This is a genomic window from Bradyrhizobium sp. SBR1B (assembly GCF_014198205.1).
Classification (GTDB): Bacteria; Pseudomonadota; Alphaproteobacteria; order Rhizobiales; family Xanthobacteraceae; genus Bradyrhizobium.
Window position 1 is genome coordinate 92,957 of record NZ_JACIHC010000009.1, and the last position, 21,077, is coordinate 114,033.

Consider the following 21,077-nt stretch of genomic DNA (forward strand, 5'->3'; position numbering starts at 1 on the left):
GCTGCGCGCTCAGAGGCCGTCCTGGATCGAGCGCTTGATGGCGGCAATCGCGGTCTCGTTGCGCTTGTACATCGTCCACTGCTTGATGCGCTTGGCGCGCACCAGCTTGGCGGCGGTCAGCACCCGCATGTGCTCGCTCACCGTCGGCGCGCTGACGCCGAGCTTTTCGGCGATCAGCAATCCGCAGACGCCGTCCTCGACCAGGTCGCCATCGGCCTGCTCGCGAAAATGCTTCCGCGGATCCCGCAGCCATTCCAGGATCTGCAGGCGACGTTCGTTGGCGAGCGCGCGCAGGGCGACGGCAAACTTCATTTAGTTATTTTGCTAATTACCTAATTGATGTCAACTCTCCGATGCGCTATTCTGGACGGCATCATGACAGCGACAATGGACATCACACGGGAGCGGATCGCGGCGACCGAAGCGGTCATCCGTCCGCATATCAGGCGCACGCCCCTTCTTCGGGCCGATCTCGCCGATTTCGGCCTGCCCGCGGCGCCCCTCACGTTCAAGCTCGAAATGCTGCAGCATTCGGGATCGTTCAAGGCGCGCGGCGCCTTCGCCAATCTGTTGCTGCGGCAGGTGCCGCAGGCCGGTGTCGTCGCCGCATCCGGCGGCAACCACGGCGCGGCCGTCGCCTATGCGGCGCAGCGGCTCGGCATCCCCGCCACGATCTTCGTGCCTGACATCACCTCACCTGCCAAGGCCGAGCGGATCAGGGGTTATGGCGCCAAGCTCGTGATCGCGGGCAACCGCTACGCCGATGCGCTCGCCGCGAGCGAGACGCATGTCGCGCAGACCGGCGCGCTTGCCGTCCATGCCTACGACCAGGCCGAAACCCTGCTTGGCCAGGGCAGCGTCGGACTGGAGCTGGAGCAGGACGCGCCCGACATCGACACACTGCTGGTAGCGGTCGGCGGCGGCGGGCTGATCGGCGGCATTGCGGCGTGGTTCGCGGGAAGGACGCGCATCGTCGCGGTCGAGCCGGAGCAATCGCCGACCCTGCACACGGCGTTCGAAGCGGGCGCCCCGGTCGATGCGCCTGCCGGCGGTCTCGCCGCCGACAGCCTTGCGCCGCGGCGCGTCGGCGAATTGATGTTTCCGATCGCGCGCGCTCATGTGGAGCGCGTCGTCCTCGTCAGCGACGCTGCGATCCGGCAGGCCCAGGCCGCCCTGTGGTCGCGCTTGTGCCTCGTGGCCGAGCCCGGCGGCGCGGCCGCCTTTGCCGCGGTGCTCTCCGGCCGCTATCGTCCCGCGACCGGTGAACGCGTCGCGGTTCTGGTCTGCGGCGCCAACACCAATGCGGTGAATTTCGATAGCTGAGTGGGAGTGACATGACGGCGCCACGCGGACTGATCCTGATATCGATCCTGCTGCCGATGATCGGGGCCGCCCACGCCCAGGATCGCCCGATCGGCTTTCTGACACCGTCGAAGAACATCGTCTGCCAGTTCTTCACCGATAACGAACAGGGTGTGCTCCGCTGCGACATCATGAACATGGAGAGCCGCCCGCGCCGTCCGGCCGATTGCGAGCTCGACTGGGGCCGTGCCTTCGAGATGAGCGCGAAGGGAGCCGCGGGGCGCATCTGCGCCGGTGACACCGTGATGGACGCCTCGCTGCCGGTGCTGGCCTATGGCGAGGTGTGGCAGCGCGGAGGATTCACGTGCCGGTCGGAGCAGACGGGGTTGACATGTTTCAACGCGATGCAGCGGGGGTTTTCGCTGGCGCGGGCAGAACAGAGGTTGTTTTGAGGAGTAGCTGCATGGAGTGCAGCGGAATACGGGGACGCCGTCCCGGATTGCGCTGCGCTCCATCCGGGCTACAAGTGCTGCCACAAGTTCAGCCGTCATCCTGAGGCGCGAGCCTTGCGATGCGCGAGCAGCGCGAGGGGAGCCTCGAAGGATGGGCCACGGGCGCTTGCGGCCCATCCTTGCGCGCAAGAGCGCGCACCTCAGGATGACGACGAAGCGTGTGGCAGCGGACGATCTTAGCCGACATGAGCAAAGCGAGATGCGGTGACGCTCGCCTGATTGCGTTCGCCTCCGACCGGCAGCGGGCCAGCCGCTCATCTGGGTTACGCTCGCTCGCGCATTACTCAATGATCGGCACATGCTTCGCCGCCGTCCGCGGCGCCGTGCCGTCGAGGCGTGGATCGTCGGCGATTTCGATCTGGCGGCGGAAGGGGCGGAAGCCGGAGCGCTGGTAAAACGCGACGGCGGATGGATGATCGAGCGTGCAGGTGTGCACCCAGACGCGGCGGACGTCCCGCGACCAGGCGCGCTCCAGCGCGCGGTTCATCAGGAAGCGCGCGGCGCCAGTGCCGATCAGGGGTGCGGTGACGCCGAAATAGACCAGCTCGCATTGGCCGGACTCGCGGAAGTCGAGCTCGAGCAGGCCTTCATCGCGGCCGTGCGCGACCAGTGCGTAGACCTCGATATCAGGCGCGAGGATGGTTGCGGCGAGCTCGGTGTCGGTCATGCGGGCGCGCGAGAACCACAGCCAGTCCTCGCCGACGCGGCGGAAGAGATCGCGGTACCAAGGAAGCGTGGGGGTATCGACCTTGCGCAGGGTCCAGACGCCGGGGGGATCGTCGCGGCGCGCGGGCGGCGCGGTCATCTCCAGATGGGTGACGACGGCGGCGATCTTGCCAGCAGGCACATCGGAATAGCCGTCGAGGAGGATCATCCTTGCTTGCTCCGCATCACCGCGAGTGGCTCCGGCCGGCGCTACACATTCTATCGTGTCCCGGACAAGCGAGCGGAGCGAGCGCGGATCCGGGACGTCCCCGCGAGCGCTTGCGCTCGTCGCGATAACCACAGGAAGTGGTTTGGCGACGATCAATCGTTCGGGATAGGCTCCGCCTGCCATCGACAGACCTCGCGGTATGGGTCCCTGCGCCCGTGCGCAATTGCGCACTAGGCAGGGACGACGATTTGGATGGTGGCGTATCAGCCCTCCCCCTCATCGCTCGCCAGCACGCCCTTCACCGCCCTCGCCCAGCCCGCGAGCTTCCGCTCACGCGTCGCCTGGCTCATGTTCGGCTTGAAGCGGTGCTCGAGGCGCCAGTTGTCGGCGAACTTTGTGGGCTCGGGATAGACGCCGGCCTGGAGGCCGGCGAGGTAGGCGGCGCCCAGCGCGGTGGTCTCCTGGATCACGGGGCGATCGACCGGCGCGTCCAGCAAATCGGCGAGGCGCTGCATGGTCCAGTCGGAGGCGGTCATGCCGCCGTCGACGCGGAGCACGACGCTGGCGGTTTCCGAGCTTGGCCAGTCGGCGCGCATCGCGGCCCAGAGGTCAAAAGTCTGGTAGCAGACGCTTTCGAGCGCGGCATGGGCAAGCTCCGCGGGGCCGGTGTTGCGGGTGAGGCCGAACAGGGCGCCGCGAACGCGCGGATTCCAATAGGGCGCGCCCATGCCGACGAAAGCCGGGACCAGATAGACGCTCTGCATGGAATCGGACTGATCGGCGAGAGGTCCGGTCTCGGCGGCATGCTTGATGATGCCGAGGCCGTCGCGCAGCCATTGCACGGCTGAGCCGGCGACGAAGATCGAGCCTTCGAGCGCGTAAGTGCGTTTGCCATCGAGCTGGTAGGCGACGGTGGTGAGCAGCTTGTTCTTCGAGACAACAGGCGTGGTGCCGGTGTTGAGTAGCGCGAAGCAACCCGTGCCGTAGGTCGACTTCATCATGCCCGGGCGGAAGCAGGCCTGACCGATGGTGGCGGCCTGCTGGTCGCCGGCGATGCCTGAGATCGCAATCGCGCCGCCGAACAGATCGGGCGTGCTTTCGCCGAAGCGCGCGGAGGAATCCTTCACCTCGGGCAGCATCGAGCGCGGCACGCCGATGATCTCCAGCAGTTCGTCGTCCCATTGGCCGGTGTGGATGTTGAACAGCAGCGTGCGTGAGGCGTTGGTGGCGTCGGTGGCGTGCACCTTGCCGCCGGTGAGGCGCCAGAGCAGATAGCAGTCGACCGTGCCGAACATCAGTTCGCCGCGCGCGGCGCGCGCCCGGGCGCCGGGGACGTGGTCGAGGATCCAGGCGACCTTGGTGCCGGAGAAATAGGGATCGATGATCAGCCCGGTCTTCTGCGAGATCACGGGCTCGCGGCCGTCGGCCTTGAGTTTGGCGCAGATGTCGGCGGTGCGGCGGTCCTGCCAGACGATGGCGCGATGCACGGCCTGCCCGGTGGCGCGGTCCCACACCACGGTGGTCTCGCGTTGATTGGTGATGCCGATCGCCGCGATGTCCTTCGCGGTGATGCCGGCCTGCTCGATCGCCTCGCGGCAGACCATCACCGTCGAGGTCCAGATGTCCTCGGGCTCGTGCTCGACCCAGCCCGAGGCCGGAAAATGCTGCGGAAACTCCTGCTGCGCCTTCGCCGCGATGGATATGTCGCCGCGAAACACGATGGCGCGCGAGGAGGTGGTGCCCTGGTCGATGGCGAGGACGAAAGACATGGCGGCTTACCCTGGCGTTTAGCTTGGCGTTTCCCTGGAGGGAGTGATTGTGTCGCGCCAAAGGGAGCGGATTAGGGCGGGAAGGTCAAGGTTGGTCTCGCTCACCCTCCCCTGGAGGGGGAGGGTCGGATCACATGCAGCGTAGCGAAATGTGATCCGGGGTGGGGTGAAGGTCTCTCCGCAGCGAACAGTGCCCGTGGGGAGAGATCACCCCACCCCGCTCGCGCTACGCGCGATCGACCCTCCCCCTCCAGGGGAGGGTAAGAAAGAGCGCAGCTCGATTCAGGTTGACCTTTTTCGCTTGCGCCGGCGCTCAAGGTGCATGGCTTGCGCTTCGCGCGATCCGTACAGCTCGACATAAATCCGTTCGAGCACAGCGGTCAGGTCGCTCCCGATCTCAGAATTCCAGAATCGGATGACTCGATAGCCTTCGTTCTCGAGCCAACCTTGACGCGCGAGATCGCGGGCAGCCGTATCGTCTTCATTGTGATGCCCGCCGTCGAGCTCGATGATATGCCGCTTGGCCGGACAGAAGAAGTCAACGACATAGGGGCCGATCGGCGCTTGTCGGCGGAAGTGCGATCCGTCCATCGGGAGGTCTTTCAGGGCGCGCCACAAGGCTCGCTCGTGCGGCGTGGTGTTCGCCCTCAGCTTCTTCGCGGCGGCGCGTCGGATTGATGTTGAGACCATTGCCGTGGCCTCACCCCACCCCGCTCGCGCTGAGCGCGAGCGACCCACGGGCGAGCTACGCTCGTCCCGGCCCCCTCCAGGGGAGGGTGAAGTGGAGCGCCACTTCACTACAATTGCAAGTCGTTGAAAGGCTACACCGCCGCCGTCGTCACGCCGCCGTCGATCACGATGGTCTGGCCGGTCATGAAGCTCGAGGCGTCGGAGGCGAGATAGGCGACCGCGCCGGCGATTTCGTCGGGTTCGCCGATGCGGCGCAGCGGCGTGGCGGCGGTGCGGCGCTTCAGCATGGCCTCGTCTTCCCACAGCGCGCGGGCGAAATCGGTCTTGACGAGGCCGGGCGCGATGCAGTTGACGCGGACGCCTTTCGGGCCCCACTCGCCGGCGAGCGAGCGGCACAGCGCGAAGTCGGCCGCTTTCGAGATGCCGTAGGCGCCGATCACGGTGGAACCGCGCAAGCCCCCGATCGAGGAGATGATGACGACGGAGCCGTTGCCACGCTCGGCCATTTGCGGAATCGCGAGCGCGGAGAGCCAGATGTTGCTCTTGACGTTCGAGCCCATGATCTTGTCGAAGGCCTCGTCGGTGATGTCGAGCAGCGGGCCGTAATAGGGATTCACCGCGGCGTTGCAGACGAGGATGTCGATCTTGCCGTAATGCCTGGTGGCGCCCGCGATCAGCGCCTCGACCTCGGCCTTGCGCGCGATGTTGCAGGGGATGACGGTGGCATCGCCGCCAGCCGCAATGATGCCGTCGACGACTTCCTTGCAGGCGTCAGCCTTGCGCGAGGAGACCACGACCTTGGCGCCGAGTTTCGCCAGCAGTTCGGCGGAAGAGCGGCCGATGCCGCGGCTGGAGCCGGTGACCACGGCGACCTTGCCGGTGAGATCGAACGGGGTGTTTTTCATTGTTGTTGCCTCCGTTGATTGAACTTGCTCGGTGTCATCGTCCGGCTTGGCCGGGCGATCCAGTATTCCAGAGGCGGCGCGGCTTGAATCGAGAAGCCGCGGCGTACTGGATCCCCCGCTTTCGCGGGGGATGACAGTCGTTGCTTGGCCTCAGATCAACCCGCCACCATCGGCGACGCGGCGCTGGTGGTAATCGGTGTCGCCGAACGAGTTCTCGATCATGGTGAGGCGCTTGAAGTAGTGGCCGATCTTCGCCTCCATGGTCATGCCGATGCCGCCGTGCAGCTGGATGGCCTGCTGTCCGACGAATTTCAGCGACTTGCCGATCTGCACCTTGGCCGCGGCGATGGCGTTGGAGCGCTCCTTGGCGTTCTCGAAATCGTTCGCCATGGTCGCGAACATCGACATCGAGCGGGCCTGCTCGGCCGCCACGAACATGTCGGACGCCCGGTGCTGCAGCGACTGGAACGAGCCGATCGCGACGCCGAACTGCTTGCGCGTCTTGATGTACTCGACCGTGGTCTTGAGCGATTCGTCCATCAGGCCGACCGCCTCGGCGCAGAGCGCGACGCGGGCTTCATCGACGACACGCTCGATCAGCGCCAGCGAATCCTCGGGATTGCCGAGCACGGCATCGGGGCCGATCTCGACACCGGTGAGCGTGATGTCGGCGGCGTGCAGGCCGTCCTGGGTCGGGTAGGACTTCTTGGTCACGCCCTTGGCATTCGCCGGCACCAGGAACACGCCGATGCCGTTTCTGTCGCGGCGCTCGCCCTTGGTGCGCGCGGTGACGATCAAGGTGTCGGCATTCTCGCCGTTGAGCACGACGAATTTTTCGCCGTCGATGACCCAGCCGTCGCCCTTCTTCTTCGCCGTGGTCGAGACGTCGAAGAGATCGTAGCGCGAGTTCTTCTCGAGCTGGGCGAACGCCAGCGTCTTGCTGCCGTCGATGATGCCGGGCACGTGCGCGGCCTTCTGCGCGTCGGTGCCGGCATGGCGCAGGAAGCCGCCGCCGATCACGACCGTTGCCAGATACGGCTCGAGCACCAGCGCCTTGCCGAGCGCCTCCATCACGATCATGGTCTCGACGCCGCCGCCGCCGAAGCCGCCATCGGCCTCGCTGAAGGGCAGGCCGAGCAGGCCCTGCTCGGCAAGCTTGAGCCAGACGGTTTTGCTCCAGCCGCCCTTCTCCTTCATGTACTTCTTGCGCTGCTCGAAATCGTAGGAATCGGTCAGCAGGCCGTCGATGCTTTCCTTGAGAAGCCGCTGCTCCTCGTTCAGATCAAAATCCATGTTTCTCTCCAAATCGGCGGGAATTGCCCTGCCGTCGCCTCACCCTCAGACGTCATCCCCGCGAAGGCGGGGATCCAGTAAACGCAGCCGCCTGCCGTACTCACGACCGCCGCGGCGTACTGGGTCCCCCGCCTTCGCGGAGGACGACACCGTCATTGTTGACTCACAGCCCCAGCACCGCCTTGGCGATGATGTTGCGCTGGATCTCGTTGGAGCCGCCGTAGATCGAGACCTTGCGGTTGTTGAAGTAGCTCGGCGCGATCTGGGCGGTCCAGTCCATGGCTTCGTTAGAGCCATCGTCGCCATGCACGTCGTAGGGCGCGGCGAACGGGCCGATCACTTCCATCAGCAGCTCGGTAGTGGTCTGCTGGATCTCGGAGCCCTTGATCTTCAGCACCGAGGAGGCCGGATTGGGCTTGCCCTTGCCGTGCTTGCCTTCGTCGGCGACGACGCGCAATTGAGTCAGCTCGAGCGCCTTCAGCTCGATCTCGCACGCGGCGAGCTTCTCGCGGAACGCAGCGTCCTGGATGATCGGCTTGCCGCCGGATTCCACCTTGCCGGCGAGATCGCGGATGCGGCGCAGCCGCTCCTTGGAGACGCCGACGCGGGCGATGCCGGTGCGCTCATTGCCGAGCAGGAATTTGGCGTAGTCCCAGCCCTTGTTCTCCTCGCCGATCAAATTCTCGTAGGGAACTTCGACGTCGTCGAAGAACACCTCGTTGACCTCGACGCCGCCGTCGATGGTCTGGATCGGGCGCACCGTGACGCCTTTCGACTTCATCGAGAACACGATGAAGGAGATACCCATCTGCTTCTTGGCGCCGGGATCGGTGCGGCACAGGCAGAAGATCATGTCGGCGTGCTGGGCGAGCGTAGTCCAGGTCTTCTGGCCGTTGATGATCCATTTGTCGCCCTTGCGCTCAGCCTTGGTCTTGAGCGAGGCAAGGTCGGAGCCGGAGCCGGGCTCGGAGAAGCCCTGGCACCACCAATCATCGACATTGGCGATGCGCGGCAGATATTGCTTCTTCTGCTCCTCGTTGCCGAAGGTGTAGATGACGGGGCCGACCATGCTGACGCCGAAGGCGAGCGGCTGCGGCGCCGGATAGGACTGCAGCTCCTCGTTGAAGATGTAGTGCTGCACGCTGGTCCAGCCGGTGCCGCCATATTGCTTGGGCCAATGGCTGACGCCCCAGCCCTTCTTGTTGAGGATGCGCCACCACGTCACCATCTCGTCCTTGCTGAGGTGACGCCCCTCGACCATCTTGCGCCGCGTATCCGGCGGCACGTTGTCGCGGAAGAACTGCCGCACTTCCTCGCGAAACGCCTGTTCTTCTTTCGTGAATGCGAGATCCATCGGATCCTCCTGTGAATTACTGCAAAATCTCGAACAAGCCGGCCGCGCCCATGCCGCCGCCGACGCACATGGTGACCACCGCATATTTCGCCTTGCGGCGGCGGCCTTCGATCAAAGCGTGGCCGGTGAGGCGCGCGCCGGACATGCCGTAGGGATGGCCGACCGCGATCGCGCCGCCGTCGTCGTTGATCTTGTCGGGGTCGATGCCGAGCTTGTCGCGGCAATACAGCACCTGCACCGCGAAGGCTTCGTTCAGCTCCCACAGGCCGATGTCGTCGACGGTGAGGCCGTGGCGCTTGAGCAGGCGCGGCACGGCGAAGACCGGGCCGATGCCCATCTCGTCCGGCTCGCAGCCGGCGGAGACGAAGCCGCGGAAGATGCCGAGCGGCTTGAGGCCGCGCTTCGAGGCTTCCTTGTCGCTCATGATGACGGAGGCGCTGGCGCCGTCGGAGAGCTGACTGGCATTGCCGGCGGTGATCGAGAAGCCCTCACCGCGCACGGGCTTGAGGCCGGCGAGGCCTTCGATCGTGGTCTCGGGGCGCGGACCTTCGTCCTGCGACAGCGTGACGTCCTTCATCGACACGGCGCCGGTCGCCTTATCGGTGACTGCCATCTGCGTCGTGATCGGCGCGATCTCCTCCTTGAACTTGCCGCCCTGCTGGGCTGCCGCAGTGCGGCGCTGGCTCTCCAGCGAATACTCGTCCTGCTTCTCGCGCGAGATGCCGTAGCGCTTGGCGACGATCTCCGCGGTGTCGATCATGGGCATGTAGACCTCGCCCTTGATCTTGAGCAGCGCCGGGTCCTGGGCGTGGAAGCCGTTCATCTTGTCGTTCTGCACGAGCGAGATGGACTCGCCGCCGCCGCCGACCGCGATCTCGACGCCGTCGAAGATCACCGAGCGCGCGGCGAGCGCGATCGCCTGCAGACCCGAGGCGCATTGCCGGTCGATGGTGGTGCCGGCGACGGTGACGGGAAGGCCGGCGCGCAGCAGCGCCTTGCGCGCGATGTTGCCGCCGGTCGCGCCCTGCTGCAGCGCCGCGCCCATCACGACGTCCTCGATCTCCTTCGGATCGACCTTGGCACGCGCGACGGCTTCGCCGATGGCGTGGCCGAGCAGGGTTGCGCCCTCGGTGGCATTGAGCGCGCCGCGATAGGCCTTGCCGATCGGGGTGCGGGCGGTGGAAACGATGACGGCGTCGGTCAAGAACGAGCTCCTGATGCGGTTTTAGTGGATTGTGACGGTTTCTGCTGCTGGCGCAATTCGTGGCGCGACAATTTTCCGACCGGCGTACGCGGCAGATCGTCGACAAACTCGACCTCGGCCGGCAATTCGTGCTTGCCGAGCTTGCCGGCGAGCTGCGCGCGCAGCTCGTCGAGCGTGAACGGCTTTGTGTCCGGCTTCAGCTTGATGAAAGCTTTGGCGGCCTCGCCGCGATACTGGTCTGGGATGCCGAGCACGATCACCTCGTGCACGCCAGCAATGGTGTAGATCGCCTGCTCGATCATCTGCGGATAAACGTTGAAGCCGCCGGAGATGATCATGTCCTTCTTGCGATCGACCAGGAAGAAATAGCCGTCGGTGTCGACATAGCCGATGTCGCCGGTGAGGAAGCGGCCGTCGACGAAGGCGTCCGTGGATCCCTCCGGCTTGTTCCAGTAGCCCCTGGTGACGTTCGGGCCCTTGATGCGGATTTCCCCGACTTCGCCCGGCGCAAGCACGCGCTTGGGATCATCGAGCGCGACGACGTCGAGCTCGATGCCGGGCAGCATCAGGCCGATCGAGCCGGGCTTGTCCGGCCCCGTCGGCGGATGGCCGGTGCCGGGCGAACAGGTCTCGGTCATGCCCCAGCCGCTGCGCAGCTTCTTGCCGACCTTGCGCTCGAAGAAGTTCGCGACCTCCACCGGCAGCGGCGCGCCGCCGGAGCCGATAGTCGCGAGCGAGGAGAAGTCGCGCTTGTCCAGATCAGGCAGCGCGGCGATCGCGATCCACATCGTCGGTACGCCCGGAAAATACGTCGCGCGCTTGACCTCGATGTCGCGCATCACGGCTTCGACGTCGAAGCGCTGATGCAGCGAGACCAGATTGCCGCGGCTGAGCGAGGACAGCAGCACCACGGTCAGCGCGTAGATGTGGAACAGCGGCAGCACGCAGATGACGCGCTCGATCGTCTCGCCGCGCGCGGCGCGCGCCGGCTTGCCCCAGACGTCGTAGATCGACACTGCCGAGGTTAGATTGCCGTGGGTGAGCATCGCACCCTTGGGCAGACCGGTGGTGCCGCCGGTATATTGCAGCAGCGCGACGTCGTCGGCCGTTACGACAGGCCACGCCGCCGGCGCGGTCGCGCCCTCGGTGAAGGCCTTGAAGGTGACGATGCGGGGATCATCCGGGATCGCCGCCTGCGGCGTGCCGACCTTGCCCCAATGATCGTCCTCGCAGACGACGAGACGGTCGATCAGCCCCTTCTCCAAAAACTTCAGCGCGGTCGGCAGCAGCGCCGCAAGGTTCGAGGTGACCAGCAGGCGCGAGCCGGAGTCCGAGATCTTGTGCGTCAGCGCGATCTCGCCGTCGAGCGGCGACAGATGCGCGAGGCGGGCGCCTGCCTTCAGCGCGCCGAAGAAGTTGACGGGATGGTCCGGCGAGTTGCCCAGAAACAGCGCGATGGACGTTCCCTTGCCGCAGCCGGCGCGCAGAAACGCCGCCGCCGCGCGCTCGGCCTGAGCTGCGAGCTCCGTGTATGTGATCGGGCGATCTCGAAATTCCAGAGCGGGCCGCGGGCCGTAATCGGCGGCAGCTTTCGACAGCAGGTCAGGCAGCGTGCCCTGGACGATTGTGTCGTCCCACCGCACGCCCTCGGGATAGAACTGTTCGCCGGGATGGGTCATTGGCGATCGATACTCTGCAAAACGGTAGTCGCCGGGTCGTGTGAGGTGGGCACCGGCGGACGGGCTCCCTTCCCCCTTGTGGGGAAGGGTTGGGGAAGGGGATAGCCACAAATTCCGATCTCGCCCGGGGCCACCCCCCTCCCTGCCCCTCCCCCACAAGGGGGGAGGGAACGGAGAGAGCTTTGCCCGGAGCGCGACATCGCAGCAGCACCCAATCCGATCACGCCGCCTTCGACGCCGCCGCCAGCGACGCAAACGTCTTGCCTTCGGCCGCGAGCTTCTTCAGCAGCGGTGCGGGCTCGAGGCTCGGGTCGTTGGTCTCCTTGGCGTAGAAGGCCAGGCGATCGGCGATGTGCTTGAGACCGACGCTGTCGGCCCAGAACATCGGGCCGCCGCGATAGATCGGCCAGCCATAGCCATAGAGCCAGACCACGTCGATGTCGGAGGGACGCGCCGCGATGCCCTCTTCGAGGATCTTCGCGCCCTCGTTGATCATCGGATACATCATGCGCTCGAGGATCTCGTCGTCGCTGACGACGCGCTTCTTGCGGCCGAGACGCGCAAGCGTCTCGTCGATCAGCTTCTCGACCTCCGGATCGGGCAGCGCCGAGCGGCTGCCGGCTTCGTACTTGTAATAGCCCTTGCCGGTCTTCTGGCCGAAGCGGCCGGCCTCGCACAGCGCGTCCGCGATCTCCGACTTGATGCCGCGGTCTTTCCGCGAGCGCCAGCCGATGTCGAGGCCGGCGAGGTCGCCCATCGCAAACGGCCCCATCGGCATGCCGAACTTCGTCACCACGGCGTCGACCTGCTGCGGCAGCGCGCCTTCGAACAGCAGCTTCTCGGACTGCTTGCCGCGCTGGGCGAGCATGCGGTTGCCGACGAAGCCGTCGCAGACGCCGACCACGGCCGGCACCTTCGCGATTTTTCGCGCGATAGTCACCGCCGTCACCAGCGCGTCCGGCGCAGTCTTGTCGGCGCGCACGATCTCGCACAGCTTCATGACATTGGCCGGCGAGAAGAAGTGCATGCCGAGCACGTCCTGGGGACGCTTGGTCGACTTCGCGATCTCGTCGATGTTGAGATACGAGGTGTTGGAGGCGAGCACGGCGCCGGGCTTGGCGTATTGGTCGAGCTTGCCGAACACTTCCTTCTTCACCGCCATGGTCTCGAACACGGCTTCGATGACGAGATCGGCATCGCCGACATTCTCGATACCGACGACGCCGTTGATCAGCGCCATGCGCTTGGCGGGCGCGTCGGCCGGGATGCCGCCGCGCGCCGCGGTCGCTTCCCAGTTCTTCTGCATGATGCCCATGCCGCGCTTGAGCTGCTCCTCGCCGGTCTCGATCAGGGTGACGGGAACGCCGGCATTGGCAAAGGACATCGCGATGCCGCCGCCCATGGTGCCGGCGCCGAGGATGGCGACCCGGTTCACGGGACGCGATTTGGTGCCGTCAGGAACGCCCGCGATCTTGGCAGCCTCGCGCTCGGCGAAGAACGCATAACGCTGCGCCTTGGACTGATCGCTGGCGACGAGCTTCAGGAAGCCCTCGCGCTCCTTCTTCAGGCCTTCGTCGAAGGGTAGGTCAATGGCGTAGCCGACGGCGTCGGCGGCGGCGAACGGCGCCTCCAGGCCGCGCGACTTCTTGGTCATGGCGGCGACCGCATTGGTGAAGATCGAGCGATCGGCCTTGGCCGCCGCGATCTTGGAATCGTCGTCGCGCAGGCGCCGCAGCGGACGCTTCTCGGCCAGCAGCTTTCGCACGAAGGCTTCGCCGCCCGATGCCGGCCCCTCGATGATTTCCTCGATCAGGCCGTTCTTGAGCGCTTCGGCCGCACCAATGGGATCACCGCCGACGATCATCTTGACCGCGAGCTCGGGACCGACCGCGCGGGGCAGGCGCTGGGTACCGCCGGCGCCCGGCAGAAGACCGAGCTTCACCTCGGGCAGGCCGAGCCTGGCCTCTTTCACCGCGACGCGGAAATGACAGGCGAGCGCGACCTCGAGGCCGCCGCCGAGCGCGGTACCGTGGATCGCGGCAACCACGGGCTTGGGCGAATTCTCGATCTCGGACAGCACGTCGTTGAGGGCGGGCGCCTTCGGCGGCTTGCCGAATTCGGTGATGTCGGCACCGGCGATGAAGGTGCGGCCGGCGCAGGTCAGCACGATGCCCTTGATGGCGGGATCGGCAATCGCAGCCTTGATGCACTCCAGGATGCCACCGCGGACCGCGGCACTCAGCGCGTTGACCGGAGGGCTGTCGACCGTGACGATCCCGACTTCGTCATGACGCTCAAGCTTGACCACTTCGCTCACGGTGTTCCCTCCTTGGTGGGGATTTACTTTTGTTCGATTTCGCGGTGCGGAATTTAATTCCGCATCTTGACGGCAGGGTTATTTTGAAGCACGTGGCTTGTCAACGACTCCGCGCAAGAAGCAGATCAGGGATGAAGCGTACAGGAAAGAAGACTGCGACCGATCGGAATTTCGTCGTCGCGCTTTCCCGCGGACTGGACGTATTGCGCGCATTCCACCCCAATGACGGCCTTCTCGGCAATCAGGAGATTGCGGCTCGCACCAACCTGCCGAAGCCGACCGTGTCTCGGCTGACCTACACCTTGACCAAGCTGGGCTATCTTGCGCCGGTTCCCCGCTTCGAGAAGTATCAGCTCACACCCGCGGCGATGTCGCTCGGCTACGCCGCGCTCGCCAATCTCGGCGTTCGGCATTTGTCCGAGCCGTTCCGCGAGGAAGTGATGCGCGCGACGGGCGGTGCCGTCGCCGTCGGCGGACGCGACCGTCACAGCATGATCTATTTCGGGCAAAGTCGCGGCAGCGAGACTGTCGGGGTTCAACTTGACGTCGGCTCTCGCGTGCCGATTGCAACCAGCGCGATGGGCCGCGCCTATTTCTGGGCGCTCGACGACGCGGACCGCGCAGACCTGTCCCGCCTCTTGCGCGAACATTACGGCAGCCGCTGGCCCAAGATGCGCGACGGGCTGGAACGTTCCGGCGAAACCGTCGCGAAATATGGTTTTGCGATCTCCGTCGGCGACTGGCACGACGACATCGGCGCCGCCGGCGTCGCACTCAGGCTCAACGACGGAACCGGTCCCTACGCATTCAATTGCGGCGCGCCCGCATTCCGCTTCACGGAAGAGCGTTTGATCAACGACATTGGACCGCGTCTCTTAGCGATGGTAAGGAACATCGAAGCGGCGCTCGGGGGTCTAATGCCGCATTCCAAAAAAGACGTCAGCAAAAAGCTGAAATCAGGAGGAAAAGTTGCGCGTGTGGCCGAGGGATTCAGATAGCCTTTGTCATCATCGGGAGCGGTTCACATCGCTCCTTCGCTCACTGAATGCCGTGAGCGAGACGAGATGACGCAGGCACAGCTCGCGCAGGGGACATCGCCCCTGCTCGCGGTTCGCGACGTCAGCGTCGTGTTCGGCGGCATCATCGCGCTCAACGGCGTGTCCTTCGACATGCACAAGGGCCAGATCCTCGGCTTGATCGGCCCCAACGGTGCCGGCAAGACCACGCTCTTCAACTGCCTGTCCCGGCTCTACCAGCCGTCATCCGGCGACATCCTGATGGAGGGTGCGAGCATCCTGACGCGGCCGCCGCACCGGATCGCCGAGATCGGCATTGGCCGCACCTTCCAGAACGTGGCGCTGTTTCCGAACCTCTCGGTGATGGACAACGTCCGCGTCGGCGCGCATTCGAGGACGTCCAGCGACATCATCAGCGACTCGCTGAAGCTTGCATGGGTTCGCCGCAGCGAGACCAGCGTCAACAAGAAGGTGCACGAGATCCTCGCCTATCTCGACCTCGAGGACGTCGCCCACACCGTGGTCTCCGGCCTGCCCTTCGGCACGCAGAAGCGTGTCGAGCTGGCCCGGGCACTGGCTGCCGATCCCAAGATCCTGCTGCTCGACGAGCCCGCCGGTGGCCTCAACCACGAAGAGGTCTACGTGCTCGGCGATCTCATCCGCAAGATCCGCGACGAGCGCCACATGACCGTGCTGCTGGTCGAGCATCACATGGGACTCGTGATGTCGATCGCCGACCACGTCGTCGCGCTGAATTTCGGCAAGAAGCTCGCGGAAGGCACGCCGGCCCAGGTGCAGGCGGACCCCGACGTCATCAAGGCCTATCTCGGGAGCAAGGACCAATGACGACATTGCTCAACGTCAAGGACCTGCGCGCCTATTACGGCCAGGTCCAGGCGCTCCATGGCCTGTCCTTCTCGCTCAACGAGGGCTCGCTGGTGACGCTGCTCGGGGCCAACGGCGCCGGCAAGACCACCACGCTGCGCGCCATCTGCAACATGGTGCGCTCCACCGGCGGCATCGAGTTCGACGGCAAGCCGTTGAACAACCGCTCCACCGAGAGCATCGTGCGGTTCGGCATCGCCCATGTGCCGCAGGGCCGCGGCACCTTCACCACCATGACGGTGGAGGAGAATCTCCAGCTCGGGGCCATCACCCGCAAGGACAGCGCCGGCATCGTCTCCGACATCGAGCGAATGTATGCGCATTTCCCGGTGCTGAAACAGCGCCACACCCAGCAGGCCGGCACACTCTCCGGCGGCGAGCAGCAGATGCTCGCGGTCGCCCGCGCCCTGATGCTGCGACCGCGGCTGATGCTGCTGGACGAGCCCTCCTTCGGCCTCGCGCCGCTGGTGGTCCGCGACCTGTTCGGCATCCTTGGCAAGATCAACCGCGAGGACAAGGTGTCGATCCTGGTGGTCGAGCAGAACGCCCAGCTCGCGCTGGAGCTCGCCGACCAGGCCTATGTGATCGAGACCGGCCGCATCGTGATGTCGGGCAACGCCAAGGACATCGCGAACAACGAAGAAATCCGCAAATCCTATCTGGGTTACTGAGGGAGCCGGGACAATGGAGCTGTTCACCAACCAGGTCCTGGCCGGCATTGCCACGGGCGCGATTTACGCCTGCATGGCGCTCGCCGTGGTCATGATCTACCAGGCCATCGACCATCTCAACTTCGCGCAGGGCGAGATGGCGATGTTCTCGACCTTCATCTCGTGGCAGCTGATGCAGTGGGGCGTGCCTTATTGGGCCGCCTTCGTGATCACGCTGGCCTTCTCCTTCGTCGCCGGCATCGCGATCGAGCGGATCCTGTTCAAGCCGCTGACAAAGGCACCGGTTCTGACCAACGTCGCAGGCTTCATCGCGCTGTTCGCGATCATCAACTCCTCGGCGGGCCTGATCTGGGACTTCACCATCAAGCAATACCCGACCCCGTTCGGCTCCGCGCCGTTCCTCGGCAGCCAGCTGATCTCGACCCACCAGGCCGGCATGATCGGCGTCACGGTGCTGCTGCTGCTCGGCCTCTATTTCTTCTTCCAGTACACGCGGATCGGTCTTGCCATGCGCGCGGCCGCCTCCGTGCCTGAATCGGCCCGCCTCGTCGGCATCAACACCAGCTGGATGATTGCGCTCGGCTGGGGCATGGCGACCGCGATCGGCTCGATCGCCGGCATGCTGATCGCACCGGTCGTGTTCCTCGAGCCGAACATGATGGGCGGCGTGCTGATCTACGGCTTTGCCGCGGCGGTGCTCGGCGGCCTCTCCAGCCCGTTCGGCGCCGTGGTCGGCGGCTTCCTGGTCGGCGTCTTCGAGAACCTCGCCGGCACCTACATCCCCGGCGTCGGCAACGAGCTGAAACTCCCGATCGCGCTTGCGCTGATCATCTCCGTCCTGGTCGTCAAACCCGCTGGCCTGTTCGGCCGGCACATCGTCAAGCGAGTTTGATCATGAGCGCTGCAGAAGAAGTCGTTGCAGAAGGCCACCAGGCGGTCGAGGCGGTTCCGAAGCGGGCCATGACCTTGGGCACCGGCACCTCGCTGGTGGTGCTCGCGGCGCTTTTGATCGTGCCGATGTTCGTCAAGAACTTCGTCATCTTCCAGATGACGATGCTCCTGATCTACGGGCTCGCCGTGCTGGCGCTGAACATCCTGACCGGCGGCTCCGGCCAGTTCTCGCTCGGCCAGAGCGCCTTCTACGCCGTCGGCGCCTATACGTCGGCGGTGCTGATGGAGCACGCCAACATCAACTACGCATTGACCATTCCGATCTCCGCCGTGGTCTGCTTCGGCTTCGGGTACTTGTTCGGCAAACCGGCGCTGCGGCTCTCGGGCGTCTATCTCGCGCTCGCGACCTTCGCACTCGCGACCGCGATGCCACAGCTGCTGAAGCTGAACTTCCTGGAACACTGGACCGGCGGTGTGCAGGGCCTCGTCGTCACCAAGCCGGACGCGCCGTTCGGCCTGCCGATGTCGCAGGACACGTGGCTGTACTACTTCACGCTCATCGTCACTATCGCGATCTACATCTTCTCGGTGAACCTGTTGCGCTCCCGCTCCGGCCGCGCCTTCATGGCGATCCGCGACAACGAGATCGCGGCGTCCTCGATGGGTGTCAACGTCGCACTGTACAAGACGCTGGCGTTCGGCGTGTCCGCCGGCATCACCGGCGTTGCCGGCTCGCTCGGCGCCATCGCGGTGCAGTTCGTCGCACCCGACAGCTACACCATCACGCTCGCGATCTCGCTGTTCCTCGGCATGGTCGTCGGCGGCGTCGGCTGGCTGCCCGGCTCGTTCGTCGGCGCGGCCTTCATCATCTTCGTGCCGAACATGGCGGAGAGCATCTCAAAAGGCCTCTCCGGCGCCGTGTTCGGCGTGCTGCTGTTCCTCGTCATCTACCTCGTGCCGCACGGCGCCAGGCAGATCGCGATCCTGGGCCAGCAATTCGCCGGCAAACTCAAGAAGAACTGAAGACTGTTGGACTAAAGAAGGAGATCGAATTGTATTTTGGAAGAACACTGCGAGCCGCCGCGCTGGTCACGGCAACGGCGGCCATTGCCCTCACCTCCGGCGCCGCACTGGCCCAAAAGAAATACGACACCGGCGCGTCCGATACCGAGATCAAGATCGGCAACATCATGCCGTACAGCGGTCCGGCGTCGGCCTATGGCATCATCGGCAAGACCGAAGAAGCCTATTTCAAGATGATCAACGACAAGGGCGGCATCAACGGCCGCAAGATCAACTTCGTCACCTATGACGACGGCTATTCACCGCCGAAGGCGGTCGAGCAGGTCCGCAAGCTGGTCGAGAGCGACGAGGTGCTGGCCGTGTTCAATCCGCTCGGTACGCCCTCGAACAGCGCGATCCAGAAGTACCTCAACGCCAAGAAGATCCCGCAGCTGTTCGTCGCCACCGGCGCCACCAAGTGGAACGATCCCAAGAACTTCCCCTGGACCATCGGTTGGCAGCCGTCCTACCAGAGCGAAGCCCAGATCTACGCGAAATGGCTGATGAAGGAGAAGCCCGACGCCAAGGTCGCGATCCTCTATCAGAACGACGATTTCGGCAAAGACTACCTCAAGGGCACCAAGGACGGTCTCGGCGCCAAGGGCGCGTCCATGATCATCATGGAAGAGAGCTATGAGGTGTCCGAGCCGTCGATCGACGGCCATATCGTCAAGATCAAGGCCGCCAATCCCGACGTGCTGCTGATTTATGCGACGCCCAAATTCGCGGCCCAGACCATCAAGAAGACGGCCGAGCTCAGCTGGAAGCCGCTCCAGATCCTCACCAACGTCTCGATCTCGGTCGGTAGCGTGATGAAGCCCGCCGGCTTCGAGAATGCACAGGGCGTGCTGTCGGCGGCCTATGCCAAGGACTCCACCGATCCGCAGTGGGCCAACGACCCCGGCATGAAGAAGTGGAACGAGTTCGTCGACAAGTACATGCCGGGTGCCGACAAGTCCGACACCAGCATGGTCTATGGCTACGGCGCTGCCTCGACCCTGGCCAAGGTCCTGGAGATGTGCGGTGACGATCTCACCCGCGCCAATCTCATGAAGCAGGCGGCTTCGCTGAAGGATTTTGCGCCGGATACGCTCCTGCCCGGCGTCAAGATCAACACCAGCGCTACCGACTTCGCCCCCATTGCGCAGCTGCAGATGCAGCGCTTCAAGGGTGAGAAGTGGGAACTGTTCGGCGAGATCATCAGCGGCGACGTCGCCTCCGAGTGACACGCTGACGCAATAGTCCGACCCTCGAGAAGCCCCCGCGAGCGATCGCGGGGGGCTTTTTGTTGACGGCAGGCGCCAATCTTGTTCAATGCGGCGCCGATCCAACTCGGGGCAGGAGAACAATGTCCGCCGTTCGTTTTCAGGTTGCGGCCCTCTGGACCGCGCTCGCTTTGTGCACTGCGATGAGCAGCCCGGCACTGGCGCAGAAGAAGTACGACAGCGGCGCATCCGATACCGAGATCAGAATAGGCAACATCATGCCCTATAGCGGCCCGGCCTCGGCCTACGCCGCGATCGGCAAGGCCGAAGAAGCCTATTTCCGCAAGGTCAATGCCGAGGGCGGCATCAACGGGCGCAAGATCAAGTTCATCTCCTATGATGACGCCTATTCACCGCCGAAGACGGTGGAGCAGGCGCGCAAGCTGGTCGAGAGCGACGGGGTGCTGCTGATCTTCGGATCGCTCGGCACGTCCACCAACGGCGCCATCCGCAAATACATGAACGAGAAGAAGGTGCCGCAATTGTTCGTGGCGAGCGGCGCCTCGAAGTGGAACGATCCCAGGCAGTATCCCTGGACCATGGGCTGGCAGCCGAGCTACGCGAGCGAGGCGCGCATCTACGCCAAATACATCATGAAAGAGAAGCCGGACGGAAAGATCGGCGTGCTCTACCAGAACGACGATTTCGGCAAGGACTATCTGAAGGGGTTAAAAGATGGCCTCGGGCCCAAGGCCTCGATGATCGTGCTGGAAGAGGCCTACGACACGTCGGAGCCCGCGATCGACGAGCACGTCGTGAAGCTGAAGGCCTCGGGCGCCGACGTGTTCATCAGCATCACCACGCCGAAATTCGCCGCGCAGGCGATCAAGAAGGCGGCGGAGATCAACTGGCATCCGGTCCACATCATCTCCAACGTCTCGGCTTCGGTCGGCGGCGTGATCGAGCCCGCAGGGCTCGAGGTCTCGCAGGGCGTCCTGTCGGCGAGCTACACCAAGGACGGCTCCGATCCGCAGTGGAATGCCGACGACGGCATGAAGAAATTCTATAACTTCCTCGCGCAATATGATCCCAAGGCCAACAAGCTCGATGCCGGCGTCGTGTTCGGCTATGCCGCCGCGCAGACCATGGTGAAGGTGCTGCAGATGTGCGGCGACGACCTCACCCGCGAGAACGTGATGAGGCAGGCAGCCTCCTTGAAGGATTTCGAGCCCGACACGCTGCTGCCCGGCATCAGGATCAACACCGCGCCGGACAATTTCGCGCCGATCGAGCAGCTGCAGATGATGCGCTTCAAGGGCCGGAAATGGGAGCTGTTCGGCGACATCATCTCCAGCGAGATGGGCCACTGAAGCGGCGCAACCCAAAATCGTTCCCTGATTGGTTAAACAACCCAAGACAGCCGGACCTTCTCGCAGTCGCACACGGGC

The 21,077-nt window shown here is 64.8% G+C and carries 19 protein-coding genes; 9 read left to right on the plus strand and 10 right to left on the minus strand.

The window, feature by feature from the left end; all coding sequences use genetic code 11:
- Positions 1–9: 9 nt before the first annotated feature.
- Positions 10–312: a helix-turn-helix transcriptional regulator gene (locus tag GGD61_RS23025; protein WP_018318809.1), complete on the minus strand. Its 303-nt coding sequence runs from the start codon at positions 310–312 to the stop codon at positions 10–12.
- Positions 313–339: 27 nt separating this feature from the next.
- On the opposite strand from GGD61_RS23025, the gene GGD61_RS23030 reads away from it, so the two are divergent.
- Together GGD61_RS23030 and GGD61_RS23035 are read left to right on the plus strand one after the other, a co-directional pair.
- Complete coding sequence (locus GGD61_RS23030) at positions 340–1,323, plus strand: threonine/serine dehydratase (RefSeq protein WP_183231193.1); 984 nt, start codon at positions 340–342, stop codon at positions 1,321–1,323.
- 11 nt (positions 1,324–1,334) lie between these two features.
- Entirely contained in the window at positions 1,335–1,754 is a 420-nt protein-coding gene (locus GGD61_RS23035) for a DUF6636 domain-containing protein (RefSeq protein WP_092254343.1), read from the plus strand.
- A 340-nt stretch (positions 1,755–2,094) separates the two neighbouring features.
- Here the strand turns inward: GGD61_RS23035 and GGD61_RS23040 are convergent, their stop codons facing one another.
- From GGD61_RS23040 to GGD61_RS23080, 9 genes are all read right to left on the minus strand, one after another.
- Entirely contained in the window at positions 2,095–2,688 is a 594-nt protein-coding gene (locus GGD61_RS23040; protein ID WP_092254341.1) for an N-acetyltransferase, read from the minus strand.
- Between the two features lie 263 nt (positions 2,689–2,951).
- Positions 2,952–4,457 carry a glycerol kinase GlpK gene (gene glpK, locus GGD61_RS23045; protein ID WP_092254339.1) on the minus strand — a complete coding sequence of 502 codons (1,506 nt, stop codon included), beginning with the start codon at positions 4,455–4,457 and terminating at the stop codon, positions 2,952–2,954.
- Positions 4,458–4,739: 282 nt separating this feature from the next.
- A complete protein-coding gene (locus tag GGD61_RS23050) occupies positions 4,740–5,147 on the minus strand; it encodes an endonuclease domain-containing protein (RefSeq protein ID WP_092254335.1) in 408 nt (135 codons plus the stop codon).
- A 131-nt stretch (positions 5,148–5,278) separates the two neighbouring features.
- The gene (locus GGD61_RS23055) at positions 5,279–6,052 is read right to left on the minus strand and encodes an SDR family NAD(P)-dependent oxidoreductase (protein ID WP_092254333.1); all 774 of its coding nucleotides are present in this window, start codon (positions 6,050–6,052) and stop codon (positions 5,279–5,281) included.
- A gap of 150 nt (positions 6,053–6,202) precedes the next feature.
- Complete coding sequence (pimD, locus tag GGD61_RS23060) at positions 6,203–7,345, minus strand: pimeloyl-CoA dehydrogenase small subunit (protein WP_092254331.1); 1,143 nt, start codon at positions 7,343–7,345, stop codon at positions 6,203–6,205.
- 163 nt (positions 7,346–7,508) lie between these two features.
- Entirely contained in the window at positions 7,509–8,699 is a 1,191-nt protein-coding gene (gene pimC, locus GGD61_RS23065) for a pimeloyl-CoA dehydrogenase large subunit (protein WP_018318818.1), read from the minus strand.
- Between the two features lie 16 nt (positions 8,700–8,715).
- Positions 8,716–9,903 carry an acetyl-CoA C-acyltransferase gene (locus GGD61_RS23070; protein ID WP_183231194.1) on the minus strand — a complete coding sequence of 396 codons (1,188 nt, stop codon included), beginning with the start codon at positions 9,901–9,903 and terminating at the stop codon, positions 8,716–8,718.
- Positions 9,900–11,582: a dicarboxylate--CoA ligase PimA gene (gene pimA / locus GGD61_RS23075; RefSeq protein WP_092254327.1), complete on the minus strand. Its 1,683-nt coding sequence runs from the start codon at positions 11,580–11,582 to the stop codon at positions 9,900–9,902. The genes GGD61_RS23070 and pimA overlap by 4 nt, the downstream gene beginning before the upstream one ends.
- Before the next feature lie 220 nt (positions 11,583–11,802).
- A complete protein-coding gene (locus tag GGD61_RS23080) occupies positions 11,803–13,899 on the minus strand; it encodes a 3-hydroxyacyl-CoA dehydrogenase NAD-binding domain-containing protein (protein ID WP_092254325.1) in 2,097 nt (698 codons plus the stop codon).
- Positions 13,900–14,030: 131 nt separating this feature from the next.
- Here GGD61_RS23080 and GGD61_RS23085 point away from each other — a divergent pair, with 131 nt between their 5' ends.
- From GGD61_RS23085 to GGD61_RS23115, 7 genes are all read left to right on the plus strand, one after another.
- Positions 14,031–14,897 carry an IclR family transcriptional regulator gene (locus tag GGD61_RS23085; protein WP_026202076.1) on the plus strand — a complete coding sequence of 289 codons (867 nt, stop codon included), beginning with the start codon at positions 14,031–14,033 and terminating at the stop codon, positions 14,895–14,897.
- 66 nt (positions 14,898–14,963) lie between these two features.
- The gene (locus tag GGD61_RS23090) at positions 14,964–15,761 is read left to right on the plus strand and encodes an ABC transporter ATP-binding protein (RefSeq protein ID WP_018318823.1); all 798 of its coding nucleotides are present in this window, start codon (positions 14,964–14,966) and stop codon (positions 15,759–15,761) included.
- The gene (locus tag GGD61_RS23095; RefSeq protein ID WP_018318824.1) at positions 15,758–16,471 is read left to right on the plus strand and encodes an ABC transporter ATP-binding protein; all 714 of its coding nucleotides are present in this window, start codon (positions 15,758–15,760) and stop codon (positions 16,469–16,471) included. Before GGD61_RS23090 ends, GGD61_RS23095 begins: the two co-directional genes overlap by 4 nt.
- A 13-nt stretch (positions 16,472–16,484) precedes the next feature.
- Complete coding sequence (locus GGD61_RS23100; RefSeq protein WP_018318825.1) at positions 16,485–17,363, plus strand: branched-chain amino acid ABC transporter permease; 879 nt, start codon at positions 16,485–16,487, stop codon at positions 17,361–17,363.
- A 2-nt stretch (positions 17,364–17,365) separates the two neighbouring features.
- A complete protein-coding gene (locus GGD61_RS23105; protein WP_026202077.1) occupies positions 17,366–18,385 on the plus strand; it encodes a branched-chain amino acid ABC transporter permease in 1,020 nt (339 codons plus the stop codon).
- A gap of 29 nt (positions 18,386–18,414) precedes the next feature.
- Positions 18,415–19,650: an ABC transporter substrate-binding protein gene (locus GGD61_RS23110; protein ID WP_092254323.1), complete on the plus strand. Its 1,236-nt coding sequence runs from the start codon at positions 18,415–18,417 to the stop codon at positions 19,648–19,650.
- A 122-nt stretch (positions 19,651–19,772) separates the two neighbouring features.
- Positions 19,773–20,999, plus strand: a complete 1,227-nt coding sequence (locus GGD61_RS23115) for an ABC transporter substrate-binding protein (protein ID WP_092254321.1) — start codon at positions 19,773–19,775, stop codon at positions 20,997–20,999.
- The last annotated feature ends 78 nt before the right edge of the window (positions 21,000–21,077 follow it).

What these genes read in the sequence shown, in the direction of transcription:
- GGD61_RS23095 (WP_018318824.1), top strand. Translation starts at nt 15,758, where the DNA reads ATGACGACATTGCTCAACGTCAAGGACCTGCGCGCCTATTACGGCCAG.
- GGD61_RS23035 (WP_092254343.1), top strand. Translation starts at nt 1,335, where the DNA reads ATGACGGCGCCACGCGGACTGATCCTGATATCGATCCTGCTGCCGATG.
- GGD61_RS23105 (WP_026202077.1), top strand. Translation starts at nt 17,366, where the DNA reads ATGAGCGCTGCAGAAGAAGTCGTTGCAGAAGGCCACCAGGCGGTCGAG.
- pimC (WP_018318818.1), bottom strand. Translation starts at nt 8,699, where the DNA reads ATGGATCTCGCATTCACGAAAGAAGAACAGGCGTTTCGCGAGGAAGTG.
- pimA (WP_092254327.1), bottom strand. Translation starts at nt 11,582, where the DNA reads ATGACCCATCCCGGCGAACAGTTCTATCCCGAGGGCGTGCGGTGGGAC.
- GGD61_RS23025 (WP_018318809.1), bottom strand. Translation starts at nt 312, where the DNA reads ATGAAGTTTGCCGTCGCCCTGCGCGCGCTCGCCAACGAACGTCGCCTG.
- pimD (WP_092254331.1), bottom strand. Translation starts at nt 7,345, where the DNA reads ATGGATTTTGATCTGAACGAGGAGCAGCGGCTTCTCAAGGAAAGCATC.
- GGD61_RS23100 (WP_018318825.1), top strand. Translation starts at nt 16,485, where the DNA reads ATGGAGCTGTTCACCAACCAGGTCCTGGCCGGCATTGCCACGGGCGCG.
- GGD61_RS23085 (WP_026202076.1), top strand. Translation starts at nt 14,031, where the DNA reads ATGAAGCGTACAGGAAAGAAGACTGCGACCGATCGGAATTTCGTCGTC.
- GGD61_RS23055 (WP_092254333.1), bottom strand. Translation starts at nt 6,052, where the DNA reads ATGAAAAACACCCCGTTCGATCTCACCGGCAAGGTCGCCGTGGTCACC.
- GGD61_RS23030 (WP_183231193.1), top strand. Translation starts at nt 340, where the DNA reads ATGTCAACTCTCCGATGCGCTATTCTGGACGGCATCATGACAGCGACA.
- GGD61_RS23050 (WP_092254335.1), bottom strand. Translation starts at nt 5,147, where the DNA reads ATGGTCTCAACATCAATCCGACGCGCCGCCGCGAAGAAGCTGAGGGCG.
- GGD61_RS23115 (WP_092254321.1), top strand. Translation starts at nt 19,773, where the DNA reads ATGTCCGCCGTTCGTTTTCAGGTTGCGGCCCTCTGGACCGCGCTCGCT.
- GGD61_RS23090 (WP_018318823.1), top strand. Translation starts at nt 14,964, where the DNA reads ATGACGCAGGCACAGCTCGCGCAGGGGACATCGCCCCTGCTCGCGGTT.
- GGD61_RS23040 (WP_092254341.1), bottom strand. Translation starts at nt 2,688, where the DNA reads ATGATCCTCCTCGACGGCTATTCCGATGTGCCTGCTGGCAAGATCGCC.
- glpK (WP_092254339.1), bottom strand. Translation starts at nt 4,457, where the DNA reads ATGTCTTTCGTCCTCGCCATCGACCAGGGCACCACCTCCTCGCGCGCC.